Source organism: Thermodesulfobacteriota bacterium (genome assembly GCA_034189135.1).
GTDB lineage: Bacteria > Desulfobacterota > Desulfobacteria > Desulfobacterales > JAUWMJ01 > JAUWMJ01.
Window position 1 is genome coordinate 1 of sequence record JAXHVO010000013.1, and the last position, 14,722, is coordinate 14,722.

10 protein-coding genes are annotated in these 14,722 nt (G+C 45.3%); 5 read left to right on the forward strand and 5 right to left on the reverse strand.

Annotated features, from left to right (window positions below; all coding sequences use genetic code 11):
* Positions 1–172: 172 nt before the first annotated feature.
* Genes SWH54_01495 through carA form a run of 5 tightly spaced genes read right to left on the reverse strand, consistent with a single transcriptional unit; the run spans position 173 to position 7,576 of the window.
* Complete coding sequence (locus SWH54_01495; GenBank protein MDY6789917.1) at positions 173–1,171, reverse strand: radical SAM protein; 999 nt, start codon at positions 1,169–1,171, stop codon at positions 173–175.
* A gap of 1 nt (position 1,172) precedes the next feature.
* Positions 1,173–1,679, reverse strand: a complete 507-nt coding sequence (locus SWH54_01500; GenBank protein ID MDY6789918.1) for a cyclic nucleotide-binding domain-containing protein — start codon at positions 1,677–1,679, stop codon at positions 1,173–1,175.
* Between the two features lie 58 nt (positions 1,680–1,737).
* The gene (purF, locus tag SWH54_01505) at positions 1,738–3,183 is read right to left on the reverse strand and encodes an amidophosphoribosyltransferase (GenBank protein ID MDY6789919.1); all 1,446 of its coding nucleotides are present in this window, start codon (positions 3,181–3,183) and stop codon (positions 1,738–1,740) included.
* 49 nt (positions 3,184–3,232) lie between these two features.
* A complete protein-coding gene (carB, locus tag SWH54_01510) occupies positions 3,233–6,439 on the reverse strand; it encodes a carbamoyl-phosphate synthase large subunit (protein ID MDY6789920.1) in 3,207 nt (1,068 codons plus the stop codon).
* The gene (carA, locus tag SWH54_01515) at positions 6,440–7,576 is read right to left on the reverse strand and encodes a glutamine-hydrolyzing carbamoyl-phosphate synthase small subunit (GenBank protein ID MDY6789921.1); all 1,137 of its coding nucleotides are present in this window, start codon (positions 7,574–7,576) and stop codon (positions 6,440–6,442) included. It lies immediately after the preceding gene.
* Between the two features lie 345 nt (positions 7,577–7,921).
* On the opposite strand from carA, the gene SWH54_01520 reads away from it, so the two are divergent.
* The 5 genes from SWH54_01520 to SWH54_01540 all read left to right on the forward strand — a co-directional run bounded on the left by SWH54_01520 (position 7,922) and on the right by SWH54_01540 (position 14,236).
* Entirely contained in the window at positions 7,922–9,283 is a 1,362-nt protein-coding gene (locus SWH54_01520) for a DUF4384 domain-containing protein (protein MDY6789922.1), read from the forward strand.
* Between the two features lie 285 nt (positions 9,284–9,568).
* The gene (locus SWH54_01525) at positions 9,569–10,615 is read left to right on the forward strand and encodes a nucleotidyltransferase domain-containing protein (protein ID MDY6789923.1); all 1,047 of its coding nucleotides are present in this window, start codon (positions 9,569–9,571) and stop codon (positions 10,613–10,615) included.
* A 78-nt stretch (positions 10,616–10,693) separates the two neighbouring features.
* On the forward strand, positions 10,694–11,200 hold the full coding sequence (locus SWH54_01530; GenBank protein MDY6789924.1) for a caspase family protein: 507 nt from the start codon (positions 10,694–10,696) through the stop codon (positions 11,198–11,200).
* A 5-nt stretch (positions 11,201–11,205) separates the two neighbouring features.
* Positions 11,206–12,378, forward strand: a complete 1,173-nt coding sequence (locus SWH54_01535; GenBank protein ID MDY6789925.1) for an SUMF1/EgtB/PvdO family nonheme iron enzyme — start codon at positions 11,206–11,208, stop codon at positions 12,376–12,378.
* 160 nt (positions 12,379–12,538) lie between these two features.
* On the forward strand, positions 12,539–14,236 hold the full coding sequence (locus SWH54_01540) for an SUMF1/EgtB/PvdO family nonheme iron enzyme (protein ID MDY6789926.1): 1,698 nt from the start codon (positions 12,539–12,541) through the stop codon (positions 14,234–14,236).
* Positions 14,237–14,722 lie beyond the last annotated feature (486 nt).

Genomic DNA, 14,722 nt, shown 5'->3' on the forward strand with positions numbered 1-14,722 from the left:
GTAGCCAAGATTTGATTTACTACTGGCTGCCATCATTTTGAACGGTAGTAATTTAATGAACGAACATAACCAACCGGCTGGCTCGTAAAACCATGACTTTTCGTTCAGGCACTAGTTAAGTTGTTGCATTCAGATTTGCGCCGTGTCAGGAGTCCTTGATTGGAGCTGTCCGTTACTTTCCTTTTATTTCCTCTTTCAACAGGCAGCATGCAACCTTGTATTCAGGAATGCCATCTTTGGTGTATGACAAATTTTCAGGCTGAATGAGTCTGTTCATCACACACCCTTCGGGAATATTAAGCTTAAACAGGTCGCTTTCGTTTATCCTTTTGGTTTTAAACAGTTTGTTGTTTTTGATTTCCAGACTGTGGATGGGAAAGTCCTCACACAGAGGGCATCTGTATACCCGGCCATTTGGAAAGATAAAATAGTTCTCAGCCACCAGACCGGCGCACTCAAATATGTCCTCTGGGCCTAAAAAAACTTTTGGGTATGTCACGGTGACACCAAGGTTGGCTACCTTTTGGGCAACATCAGGAATTTTAGCCAGCCATTGAGAGTGCAATACCTGGCTCGTTGGTGAACCCTCTCCTGCGGACTTTCCCCTGAGACCGATGACCTGGATAAAAAACCGCTTGATGCCAAGATCCCTAATAAGCGGTACCATCATATTGAGTTCATGTAAATTTGCCCTGCTCACCGTATAAATAAGGCTGGTGGCAAATCCCCTGGAGACCGCCTCGTGGATACCGGCAACGCATGTATGATATGATCCTTTTCCCCTTATCCAGTCGTTTGTTTTCGAGGTGGCACCATCAAGGCTGAAACTGAAGTAATCCACATCTTCCGGTTTGACTTTTGAAAGGATATCATTAAAAAGGTATCCGTTTGTATCGATGGTAATGGAATGGTAACCAAGATCGTCTGCTTTTTTTATGGCGAGCGAAAGGTCTGGATGCATGGTGGGCTCACCGCCTAAAAAAATGACATTGGTTTTGATGCTTTTTTTAGCAAATATACCCAGCCATGCGTTAATTGTAGATAGGGGAAGTTTTTTTTTCCCGTGTTGCTCCGTATTGATGTAACAGTGTCGGCACTTCAGATTGCAGTTTGTCAGGATATGAAAAAAAACATTGATCGCATTTTTTGAAAAGGAAACGGTTTGTTTCATTTCACTTGGATTTAAGCTGTTCGATGCGCTTTTTTGCCTTAATCAGCTCTTCATTTGTTAACCGCAACCGTATCGACATGTATTCTGCAAAAATTCTGTACAGCAACAGCAAAAAATCGAGCCTTTCGTCTTTGGTTCCTTCATGAGAAAGCCTGTCTTTGGCCGAGGTATCAACCGCCAGGCAAACGGTTTTGCCTGTTGCAAAAACCGATGCTGATCTGCTAAGGCTGTCCACAATTCTCATCTCACCGAAGATTTCACCCCTCCTGTCGATGGTGCCGATATCGAGGCCTTCTTTGGTAATCCTTATATTGCCTGAAAGAAGAAAATAGAGCCAGGGATCCAGGTCGCCCTCTTTGATAATAATCTCTCCATCTTCATACTGTCGTATTTTGCTGAGCCTGAGCAATTTTCCCAGACTATTGGTTTCAAAATTCCTCAATGCCGGGATGGTCATGAGCTTTTGTATATTTTCTATATTCTCTTTTAAATATTTGGACTCAATCATAATCGCCTCGCAAAATTCAGGGTTTATTTTTCCGTATGTTCAACCCTTAACAGACTATTTATCCTTTTTCAAGACAGTCTTTGGAAAGCGCCTCATCGAATTTCACCGGGTACAGTCCATCAAAACAGGCCTTGCAAAAATGGTTTTCAGGGTTTTCAATACCGGTCGATTTCAAAAGTCCTTCAAGGCTGAGATAATACAGGGAGTCCAGACCGAGAAAATTCTTGAGTTCTTCTATTGACTTGCTTGCCGCAATAAGCTCGCCCCGGGTTGAAAAATCGATGCCGTAATGGCAGGGAAACCGGTGAGGAGGCCCACTGACCCTCAAATGCACCCGTTTCACTCCGAGCTTGCGGAGGGACTTGACCCTTGTTCTAACAGTGGTTCCCCGTATGATCGAATCTTCAATAATAATGATATCCTTGCCTTTTAAAAGCTTTTTTACCGGATTCAACTTAACCCGGACACCAAAATCGCGCATACTCTGGGTCGGTTGAATGAATGTCCTTCCGACATAATGGTTGCGGATCATTGCCATTTCAAACGGAATGCCCGAGGCTTCAGAATATCCCAAAGCGGCATACGTCCCGGAGTCCGGAAAAGGCATGACCAGGTCCGCTTCCACAGGCGCTTCATCGGCCAGGCGTCTGCCATGGGCCTTTCTTGTCTGATAAACGTTTTGTCCGAAAATAGTGCTGTCCGGTCTGGCGAAATAGATGAATTCAAATATGCAAAAACTGGGCTTTGCAGAAATATCCGTTTTTATACTCTCAAGGCCCTCTTCGCTGATAATCACAATTTCACCGGGATCAAGCTCCCTGACAAATTCGGCTTCGACGAGATCCAGAGCACATGTTTCAGATGCCAGAACGTATCTTCCGTCTAATTTACCCAGGCACAACGGCCTGAAACCGTTCGGGTCCTTTATTCCAATGACTTCACCTTTGCTTGTCAGCACGATAAAAGAAAACGCACCTTTTAACCGGGTGACTGTTTCCAGCAAGGCCTGCTTTAGGCCGTATGTCAGATTTTTTACCAAAAGGTGTAGAAAAATTTCACTGTCCATGGTGGTTTGAAAAATTGAACCCGCCTCTTCAAGTTCATTTTTCAGTATATGAGCATTTACAATGTTTCCGTTATGGGCAACGGCATATGACTTGTTTCGGTGATTAACTACAAATGGCTGGGCATTGGTGAGTATGGAACTGCCGGTGGTTGAATACCTGACATGCCCGATGGCGCTTTTCCCCTGTAACTGCTCAAAGTGGCTGATATCGAACACATCAGGCACCAGACCCATGCCCTTATGGGCGGCGATTCTTTGGTGGTTTACCACCGCAATTCCGGCACTCTCCTGTCCCCGGTGCTGGAGGGCATACAGCCCAAAATAGGTCAGCCTCGCCGCTTCGCGGTGTCCGTGAATACCGAAAATTCCGCATGCCTCCCGGGGTTTTTCATTTGTTACTCTATGCTGTTCTATTTTTATTGCAGATTTTGATTTCATTGTACCTTATACCTTTTGCCTCCATGCCTTTCCGCCTTCTGCCCTTTTTTTAATAATACTCCTGCAATGTTTTTACCGAAAGCTTTCTTTCTTTAAGCGCCTGAATTCCTCTTGATATAGCCATTGCTCCGGCAATGGTCGTCGTATAGGGAATGTTGAATTTGATAGCGGCACGTCTGATCATGTACCCGTCACGCCGTGATTTGTCTCCTGCACCCGTGTTAATGATGAGCTGAATTTCTCCGTTCTTGATGGCATCAACCACATGCGGCCTGCCTAAGGACACTTTGTTGACCTTTTTATTCGGTATGCCGTTATGAATCATAAATGAAGAGGTGCCCTTGGTCGCCATAATTTTAAAACCGATATGGTAAAATTGGGACGCCACTTCAAGGGCTGCCGGTTTATCTCTCTCCTGCACACTGATAAACACGCAGCCCGCAGGAGGAAGATTTTGTCCCGCACCAAGCTGCGCCTTGGCATATGCGGGTCCGAATTCGGAATCAATTCCCATGACTTCACCGGTGGACTTCATTTCCGGGCCAAGGAGAGTATCCACATCAGGCAGCCTGTTAAAGGGAAGAACCGCTTCTTTGACCGAAATATGAACCGGGGTCTTTTCCTCGGTCATGCCAAGGTCTGCTAATTTTTTCCCCAGCATAATCTTGGTGGCGAGTTTTGCCAAAGACACACCAGTGGCCTTGCTGACAAATGGAATGGTTCTGGATGCCCTGGGATTGACTTCCAGAACATACAGCTGTTTGTCCTTAATGGCATACTGCACGTTCATCAGGCCAACCACATTTAATTCTGCAGCCATGGCTTTGGTGGCTTTGACAATTTCATCAATCATAGACTCATTTATACTGTATGGAGGAAGTACACAGGCGGAATCCCCCGAATGAACGCCGGCAGCTTCAATATGCTCCATGATACCACCGATGGTGGTGCTTGAACCGTCTGAAATGGCATCCACATCCACTTCAACGGCGTCCTCGAGGAACTGGTCAATTAAAACCGGATGTTCAGGCGATGCGGTAATGGCAAGTTTTGTATAACTTTTCAGATCATTCGGGTCATAGACGATTTTCATGGCCCTTCCACCCAGCACATATGAAGGCCGGACAATGACAGGATATCCGATTGCTTCAGCCGCCACCACGGCTTCATTGACGGATGTGGCCGTTTTGTTATCCGGCTGAACCAGACCCAGTTTTTTTAACATCGCCTGAAAAAGCTCTCTGTCTTCGGCCCGGTCGATACTCTCCGGCTGAGTACCTAAAATGGGTACCCCTGCCCCAAACAGGGAAGTGGAAAGGTTAAGGGGAGTCTGACCGCCGAATTGCACGATGACGCCCATGGGTTTTTCTTTTTCCACAATATGAAGCACATCTTCCTTGGTCAACGGCTCAAAGTAGAGTTTGTCCGATGTATCGTAATCCGTACTAACGGTTTCGGGATTGCTGTTGACCATGATACTTTCAATCCCTTCCTCAGCAAGGGCAAACGAAGCATGGACGCAGCAGTAATCAAATTCGATTCCCTGACCGATTCTGTTGGGGCCACCGCCCAAGATCATCACCTTGTTTTTAGCGGAAACCCTTGCCTCGCATTCAGACTCGTAGGTGGAGTAGTAGTAAGGTGTCGCAGCCTTAAATTCAGCGGCACAGGTATCCACCAGCTTATAAACCGGACGTAGATTCAATTCATTTCGTTTTTGTTTAACGGCCTCTTCGGTTGTGCCGGTTAAGTGGGCCAGCTGGATATCTGAAAAGCCCCAGGATTTGGCCTGGATTAAAAGTGAGTCGGAAATATCGTTTTTGTCCTCGGCAATTTCTCGTTCAAGATCCACCATCTGCTGAAGCTGGTATAAAAACCAGGGATCGATACCGGTTAATTCATAAATGGACTGAACTGACATTTTCGCCAGCAATGCATATCGCAGGTAAAATATTCGCTGTGAATTCGGGGTGGCCAGATTCTGCTCAATTTCAAATTTTGTCGGCAGGCTTTCATCCTTTCCGTCCGCACCCAATCCAAATCTGCCGATTTCAAGGGATCTTAATCCCTTTTGCAGGGCTTCTTTAAACGTCCGGCCAATGGCCATGGTTTCACCCACTGATTTCATGGAGGTGGTAATAAAGTCCGAGGTTTCAGGAAATTTCTCAAATGTCCAGCGCGGTATTTTAACCACACAGTAGTCCAGAGCAGGCTCAAAGGAGGCAAAGGTCTCTCCGGTAATATCGTTGGTAATTTCATCCAGGGTATATCCCACCGCCAGCTTGGCGGCAATCTTGGCAATAGGAAAACCGGTGGCCTTGGACGCAAGTGCACTGCTGCGGGAGACTCTCGGATTCATTTCAACGACGATCATCTCTCCATTTTTCGGATCAACGGCAAACTGAACATTTGAGCCCCCGGTATCCACACCGATTTCGCGAAGTATGGCAATGGAGGCATCCCGCATCACCTGATATTCTTTGTCACTCAAAGTCTGGGCCGGTGCCACCGTAATGCTGTCGCCGGTGTGTATCCCCATGGGATCCATATTTTCAATGGAACACACGATCACCACATTGTCATTTTTATCCCTCATGACCTCAAGTTCATACTCTTTCCAGCCTAAAACCGATTCTTCCAACATCACCTGACTGATCAGGCTGGCGTCAATACCGCCCTTGGCCAGTTTTTCAAGTTCTTCCGGATTATAGGCCACCCCTCCACCGGTTCCGCCCAGGGTAAAAGCAGGACGGATAATGATGGGAAAACCGATTTCATCGGCAATGGCACGAGCCTTGTCCATATCCGTGGCAATACCGCTTTTGGGGATGCGAAGACCGATCTTTTTCATCGCCTGGCGAAACAGGTCCCTGTTTTCAGCCTTTTTGATAGATTCCACCGATGCACCGATCATTTCAACGTTAAAGATATCGAGAACGCCCGTATCGGCAACTTCTATGGCGGTATTTAAGCCGGTTTGTCCGCCCAGTGTCGGTAAAATCGCATCAGGCCGTTCCCTTTCAATAATCATGGCAACAGCTTCCGGGGTTACGGGCTCGATGTAGGTTTTGTCGGTCATCTCGGGATCGGTCATGATGGTAGCAGGGTTGCTGTTTACCAGCACCACTTCGAAACCCTCTTCTTTTAAAGCCTTGCATGCCTGGGTCCCTGAGTAGTCAAACTCACATGCCTGACTGATAATAATGGGACCGGCGCCGATGATTAGAATCTTATTTATGTCTGTGCGTTTTGGCATTTATTTGTTCATCATTTTTTTAAATTCATCAAACAGGTATCTTGCGTCATGGGGACCCGGAGACGCCTCAGGATGATACTGCACCGCAAAGGCTGGATATTTCAAATGCCTGAAACCTTCCAGGGTATGATCGTTTAAATTAATATGGGTGATTTCGATATCTTTTCCTTTCAAAGTTTCCAGGTCAACGGCAAATCCATGATTTTGAGAGGTAATTTCGATTCTTCCGCTTAACAGGTTCTTTACCGGTTGATTGCCACCCCGGTGTCCGAATTTTAATTTAAAGGTGGTTCCGCCCAGAGCAAGCCCCAGGAGTTGATGACCCAGACAGATTCCGAATATGGGACGATATCCTAACAGGGAGCGGATGGTTTCAATGGCATCGGTGACCGGCTCAGGATCACCGGGACCGTTGGAAAGAAAAATTCCGTCCGGTGCCATTTCCTTTACGGTGTCGGCTGGAGTTGAAGAAGGCACCACCACCACCTCAAAACCCGCAAATTCCAGGCATCTTAATATATTATATTTAATGCCGAAATCAAAAGCGACCACCGATTTTTTTTCTTTTCGGCACCTAAAGACGCTATTGTTTAAAACAGGCGTTTTAGAGTTAAAAAATTCCGGGCCGCCGTTTTTCCAGTAATAGGGAATTTTAGTGGTTACCTTTTTTGCCAGATCCTGTCCTTCCATAGGAGGAATTTCATTTGCCCGTTTCACCAGAGAAGACGGGTCTAGATCCTCGGTCGACACCAATGCTCGCATGACGCCGGTGTTTCGAATATGCCTGGTAATGGCGCGGGTATCCAGCCCCTCTATTCCGATAATTTGCTGTTTTTTCAGATAATCGGCAAGTGCCTCAGTGGATCGGTAATTGCTGGGAAAGCTTTGATATTCTTTTATAAGAAATGCGGAAGCCTGTATTCTGTCAGATTCGATATCTTCCGGATTGACGCCGTAATTACCGATTAAAGGATAGGTCATGGTGACCATTTGCCCCTTGTACGACGGATCGGTCAGTATCTCCTGATAACCGGTCATGCTGGTATTAAATACAATCTCACCCCAGGCTTCTCCAGGACCGGTAAAGCTCTGACATGGGAATAACCGCCCATCTTCCAAGGCTAAGAGTGCTTTCATTGTCTTGTTTAACATGATTTTGTGAAAAAAATCCCTATTTGTAAAAAGGGGGCAGGCGGGTTTTACCAACTTCCAAGTTCTGATACAAAAAATATTATGGTTTGGCAATAAGAATCTAAATAGTTTTATTTTTTTCTTTCACCACAGAATTACACGGAGATTCACTGAATTTTGGCTTTTTAATATCTGTGAAATTTCCGTGAAATTCCGTGGTAAATCATTTCAAAGTGTGATGACTTTCACATATTTGGTGTAATGTATTTCATTGCATATGAAGGACATTTATAATATAATCAACAACAATTTCAAATAAATGCTTTCACCAACATTCGGAGGAAATTGAATATGAGATATCTATTTCGCTCGATATTCATTGTGTTTTTTCTGATCAGCCTGCCGGCCGCCTCTTTTGCCTCCTTTTCGTCCTATCCGCCGACCTGGATAAATGACCACCAGAACGGATCACTAAAGCAGGCTGGTCTTTACCATGGAGTCAGCTTTGCAGATTTTAAGGGCGATACGCCCGGATATGATGATATCCGGCTGGCTAAAGACCGCGCCCTGGATGAGCTTTGCTGTCAGCTTTCGGTTTCCGTCAAATCACAGTTTAAAGAGAACTTTTGCCAGCAAGGCAACTTTGATGAACAGCATGTGGCTTCATCTCTTTTCGTAAGTACCAGAAAGACTTTGTCCGGGATAATACAAAAAGCCAAATGGACCGACAGCAAAAAACACCGTTACTGGGTTCTGGTTGTGATCGATAAAAAGAGTGCGGATCGACAGGTAAAACAGCAAAAGTTCATCAATGAAGTGGTGGATCGGCTGGAAAACAGGCAGGATGAGATTTTAAAAGGAACCAAAGAAATAGCCAATATTTTAAACCGGAATATGAAAGCCTTTGACGACCGGATGGTCCAGCTGCAAGATCTTTTGAAAACAATTGAAAAAAAGACAGATGCGTCAGGGGAGAGTACCAGAAAGGAATATGCAGATATTCGCAGCCAGATCGAACAGCTTGAAAAAACAAAAAAACAACATCTAAGCCAAATAGAAAATACCCAGCAACAGCAAAGTCAAAAGATAGATGAGCTGATCAGTCAGAACAAAGAATTTAAAAATCTATTAAACAAAATAGCAGGAAGCATAAAAAACGATTATTTTTTAGCTCTCACTGATGATGATGTAAAGCACAGTGGGGAAAACCGCAGTTTCAAGGTAAGAATTGAATCTGACAAAGGACAGGGAGCCGATTACTATAATGGCGAAAAGATAAAATTTAAAATAAGGGCCTCCAGGGACTGCTACATCAAGGTCATATACCTGTCATGTGTCGGCAAAGGCCGCAAGACCCAAACCATAAACACCCTCCTTTTCCCCAACGTTCACGACCAAAACAACAGAGTAAGGGCTGGGGAGACAAAAGTTATAGGCAAACTGGGTGAACTGGAAGTCCAGGCGCCCTTCGGCAAAGATGTGATTACCGTCATAGCATCGGAAAAGCAGTTTACGGATATAAAAGAAACTTTACGAAAAGCCGTAGACGGCTATTACTCGAAAACCGTTTCCAGCACCCGCGGGGCTGTGGCATTTAGAGGGGTTGGGGTGGTGCAGCCGGCAAATCTGCCGGTCGGGGCTCAGCACCAAGGAACGACCGCTGCCACTCATATAGCTACGGATACCTGCTTCATTGTCAGCCATACTAAATAGTGATGGCGTCGTATAAAGTCCCATCTATTGCGTTGCAGCGGTTTTTCAGAAACTCGGCATACTACTTGTATAGCCTCGTCCCTGAAAAACCACTGCGCCTTGTATATGGAACCTTCTACTTAACCATCAGTGATATTTTTTACGACGCCATCAAATATGTTTGAATGAAAAGTCCGATATTTGCCTGAAAAAATGGCAATTACCAGAATTAGAATTGCTGAAATTTCTTGACAAGGCAACGGTTTTCCTTCAATTTACGAAAAAGAATTAAAAGAAGGAAAATTTATGATTTTTAAGGAAATGACCGACAACCAGCGGCGTATTTTTATTGATACTATACAGCTTTATGACGCATTTATAGCGGCATTTAATAAAATGCGGTCATTCAGAGGAGGGATGCACTGGAAAAAGTCAAAAGGTCGCGAATATTTGTTTCGATCTCGAGATCGTTTTGGCTACGGCAAAAGTTTAGGACCAAGATCTTCTGAAACTGAAAAAATTCTCGCTAAATTTCAACAGGGCAAACAGCGTGAAAAGGAACGTCTGTCAGCACTTAAAAATCAACTTAAAGAGCAGTCCAGATTCTGCAAGGCAGCGCTGATTCAGCGAGCACCCCGGATTGTTAGCAATATTTTACGATTGCTGGATAAGCAAAATATTCTCGGTCGAAATGTAATGGTGATTGGCACCAATGCAATGTATGCATACGAAGCATCTGCGGGTGTGTTTTTTGATATTTCGGCAATGGCAACCAGAGATATGGATATTCTATGGGATATTCGTCCAAAACTTATTCTTGCTGTTGATAAGGATATGGATAATACCGGCTTGCTCGGTATTATTCGAAAAGCGGATCGGTCTTTTGAACCCATCAGTCCGGGTGGATTCCGAGCTGTAAACCGTGATGGATTTATGGTGGATCTGATAAAATCAGAACCAAAGCAGTTGCCCATAGAGGAAACAAGGCAAATGGGTGGGCCGGATGATCTAAAAGCTGCTGAAATTCGGAATCTTCAATGGCTTATTTCTTCTTCGAAGTTTTCTCAGGTTATCATAGGAGAGGATGGATATCCTGCTCCATTAGTTGCTCCTGACCCACGGGCCTTTGCCTTGCATAAATTATGGTTAAGTGAACAAACGGATCGTGAACCAATAAAAAAACAGCGGGATTATGATCAGGGGCTGGCGGTCGCGCAACTCATTATTCAATATTTGCCGCAATATCAGTTTAAAACGTCCGAGCTTCGCATGTTCCCAAAGGATGTGGTTCGAAGTGCAAAAGAAAAGATTTTAAATATTGATCTGCCTGCAGGGATAGATTTTAAAGAATGAACAACGGGAGCCAAAGCTTTTATTTATATTATCATTAGCTCAAATAAACGTTGTTATAAATAATCGGGGGATCTGAATATGAGACATGTATTCCGCTTGATGATTATCTTGCCTGTGTTTGTTACGATATTCTTGCCAGATATTTCTCTATCCGCAAAGAGTCAAAAAACCGCCCTGGTTATTGGAAATGGCGCATATACTTCATCTCCTCTTCGTAATCCTGTTAATGATGCTTCCGATATAGCATCTGCGCTAAAGAAACTTGGTTTTAAAGTTCTCCTTAAAACTGATGTCAATCAAAGAACAATGAAAAAATCCATACGTAATTTTGGTAAAGAATTACTTAATGGAGGAGTGGGTCTATTCTATTATGCCGGCCATGCCATGCAGGTTCATGGCACCAATTACCTTATTCCAATTGGTGCACGGATTGAGTCGGAATCAGATGTCGAATATGAAGCCATTGATGCAGGTAGGGTGCTCGGCAAGATGGAGGATGCCGGGAATGGGTTAAATATCATTATCCTTAATGCTTGCAGGGATAATCCTTTTGCCCGAAGTTTTAGAACATCTGAAAAGGGTTAGCCAGGATGGATGCACCGACAGGTTCAATACTGGCTTATGCAACCGCACCAGGTTCTATAGCTGCTGATGGAACAGGCCGGAACGGTTTGTATACATCCAAATTGCTAAAGCACATGGCAACACCCGGATTAGAAATAGAAAAGGTCTTTAAAAAGGTACGAGTAGATGTGCTAAGGTCGTCTCAGAAAAAACAGGTTCCCTGGGAATCATCATCCTTGACAGGAGAGTTCTATTTTAATCCTAAAAGGGGTATTGCTGTGGTAGGATCAACCCAAAAAATCGATACCGGTCTTAAAGCCGAACAAGATCGACTCGAAAAAAAGCGCAAGGAGCTTGCACGAATAGAGGCTGTGATTGAAGAACGAGGGAGGGTTGAGGCTGAGCGTAAAAGAATAGAAGCGAAAATGACAAAGTTGCTTGCCATGAGCAAAAGACCACCAAAGCCTGAATCAAAAAAGATTACCAACAGCCTCGGTATGGAGTTTGTATATATTAAGCCGGGCACGTTCATAATGGGCAGCCCTTCATCGGAACCCAGGCATCAAAGTAACGCGCGGCAACACAAGGTGACGCTGACAAAAGGTTTTTACATGCAGACTACTGAAGTGACCCAGGGTCAGTGGAAAGCGGTGATGGGAAACTACCCGTCGAAATTTAAAAACTGCGGAGATGACTGTCCGGTGGAGCAAGTATCCTGGAACGACGCGCAGGGCTTTATCAGGAGGCTGAACCAAAAGGAGGGCTCCGGCAAATACAGGTTACCCACTGAGGCCGAGTGGGAGTATGCGGCACGAGCAGGGAGCACAACGGCTTTTGCAAACGGAGGGATATCCGAGCTAAAATGCGGTTATGATGCAAATCTGGATGCCATGGGGTGGTACTGTGGCAATTCGAATAAGACGACTCATCAAGTGGCTCAAAAGCAGCCTAATGCCTGGGGTCTGTACGACATGCATGGTAATGTGTGGGAGTGGTGTCAGGACAGATACGGGAAAAACTATCCGTCCGGTTCTGTTACAGATCCAACCGGGCCTTCATCGGGTCCGGACCGGGTGTTCCGTGGTGGTAGTTGGCACCGCGACGCCGGGTTCTGTCGATCGGCCAATCGCGGTAGGAACGAGCTTGGCTACCGCCGTGAATCCCTGGGATTCCGGCTTACTCTTTCCCCGGGTCGATGAGCCGGGCAAATCGCTGAGTGGAGAATCGACCAGGGTGGATACGCCGAAAGAAATCCAGATAGCCTGGATGCTACACTATCAACATAAGACGATATACTTTGATTACTTTTAAGAAATTGTTTATCTGGTAATCTGATATTACAAAATAACCGGGATAATAATGATGAAATCCATACTTTCTCGTTTTGTTGCTGTAGCATGTCTGTTGATATTTTTAACTCCGAATATCGCCATACCAGCCCCAAAAAGGCGAATAGCTCTGGTGATTGGAAATGCCAATTATATCCATGGTGGCAGTCTTGCTAACCCTGTTAACGATGCAAGAGCAATTACTAAAAAGTTAGAAAATTTGGGGTTTACAGTTCTCAAACACGAAAATTGCAGTCAGAGAGCTATGAAAAAGGCAATTGATGCATTTGGTAGAAGTCTAAAAAGCTATGATGTAGGGCTATTCTTTTATGCAGGACATGGAGTCCAGGTAAAAGGGAATAATTACCTGATTCCCACCAATGCTAAATTGGACGATGAGAATGATGCGGAATACGATTGTGTGAGAACCGGTAGAATACTTGCTAAAATGGAAAGTGCAGGTACGAGAACCAATATAGTTATTTTGGATGCTTGTCGTGACAACCCTTTTGAACGAAGCTGGAACAGAAGAGCAAAAGGAAGCGGTTTGGCATTTATGAATGCTCCATCAGGTTCGTTGATTGCATATTCAACTTCACCCGGTATGACCGCTTCGGATGGTACTGGCAAGAATGGTCGTTTTACATCCGCCCTGTTGCATCACATCGATACGCCAAATATTACCATCTTGCAAATGTTTCAAAGAGTTCGCTCAACAGTTATGAATGAATCGGCCAACCAGCAGACACCCTGGGAATCCACCTCGTTAAGAGGCGATTTCTATTTTAATCCTAAAAGGGGTATTGCTGTGGTGAAATCAACCCATAAAATTGATACTGGCCTTAATGCCGAACAAGAAGAACTCGAAAAAAAGCGCAAGGAGCTTGCACGAATAGAGGCTGTGATTGAAGAACGAGGGAGGGTTGAGGCTGAGCGTAAAAAGATAGAAGCGAAAATGACAAAGTTGCTTGCCATGAGCAAAAGACCACCAAAACCTGAATCAAAAAAGATTACCAACAGCCTCGGGATGGAGTTTGTGTCTATTAAGCCCGGCAGTTTCGGGATGGGAAGCCCTTCAAGTGAACCTGGGCATCAAAGTAACGAACGACAACACAAGGTGACGCTGACAAAAGGTTTTTACATGCAGACTACTGAAGTGACCCAGGGTCAGTGGAAAGCGGTGATGGGAAACAATCCTTCGAATTTTACAAACTGCGGTGATGACTGCCCTGTGGAGAAAGTATCCTGGGACGACGCGCAAGGTTTTATCAGGAAGCTAAACCAAAAGGAGGGCTCAGGCAAATACCGTCTGCCCACTGAGGCCGAGTGGGAGTATACGGCACGGGCAGGGAGCAGGACGGCTTTTGCAAACGGAGGGATATCTGAGCTAAAATGCGGTTATGATGCAAACCTGGATGCCATGGGGTGGTACTGTGGCAATTCGAATAAGACGACTCACCAAGTGGCTCAAAAGCAGCCTAATGCCTGGGGTCTGTACGACATGCACGGGAATGTATGGGAGTGGTGTCAGGACTGGTACAAAAAAAAATTATCCGTCCGTTCTGTTATCGACTCAACAGGTCCTTCATCGGGTTCGCACCGGGTAATCCGCGGTGGTAGTTGTGACTACAACGCCTTGCGTTCCCGGTCTGCCACTCGCCGCGGGGCAGCGCCTGACAGGGCTTACGGCCGCTTGGGTTTCCGGCTTGCTCTTTCCCCAAGTCAGTGAGCCGGGCGGAACGCGGAATCGAACTCCGCAGCCCCGGAAGGTATAAGTAAAGGACTTCTGCTGGTGCAAGCTCATGGTCATAAGGCTTTGAAACAAATGAAGCTCCCCGCCGCAAGCGGACGGGGTATCAAAATGGAATAAAAACTATTTTAGATGATGGTGGGAAACGTAGTTTCCCCCCACACCCCCCTTCCATATGCTTGCCCCACCGCAAGCGGTTGGGGTATTAAAAACCTTAATAAAGACTGTTAGGGTAAGATACGGCAACGCCAAACCATTATTATGGGGTGAGTTTGTGTTTATGGGAGAGCCTTGATTTTATACAAAAGCACAGGGCTTCTGGACATCCTTTTGCTTTAATGTTTACAAGTCATGACCTCCGGCCCAGCCGGAGGCTTGCATAAAGCCCTATAAGGGCATCGATACTGATAACCCCTTAAGGGGTATTATTGTGTTAAAATTACTGTTCTGCGACCAAATCCATTT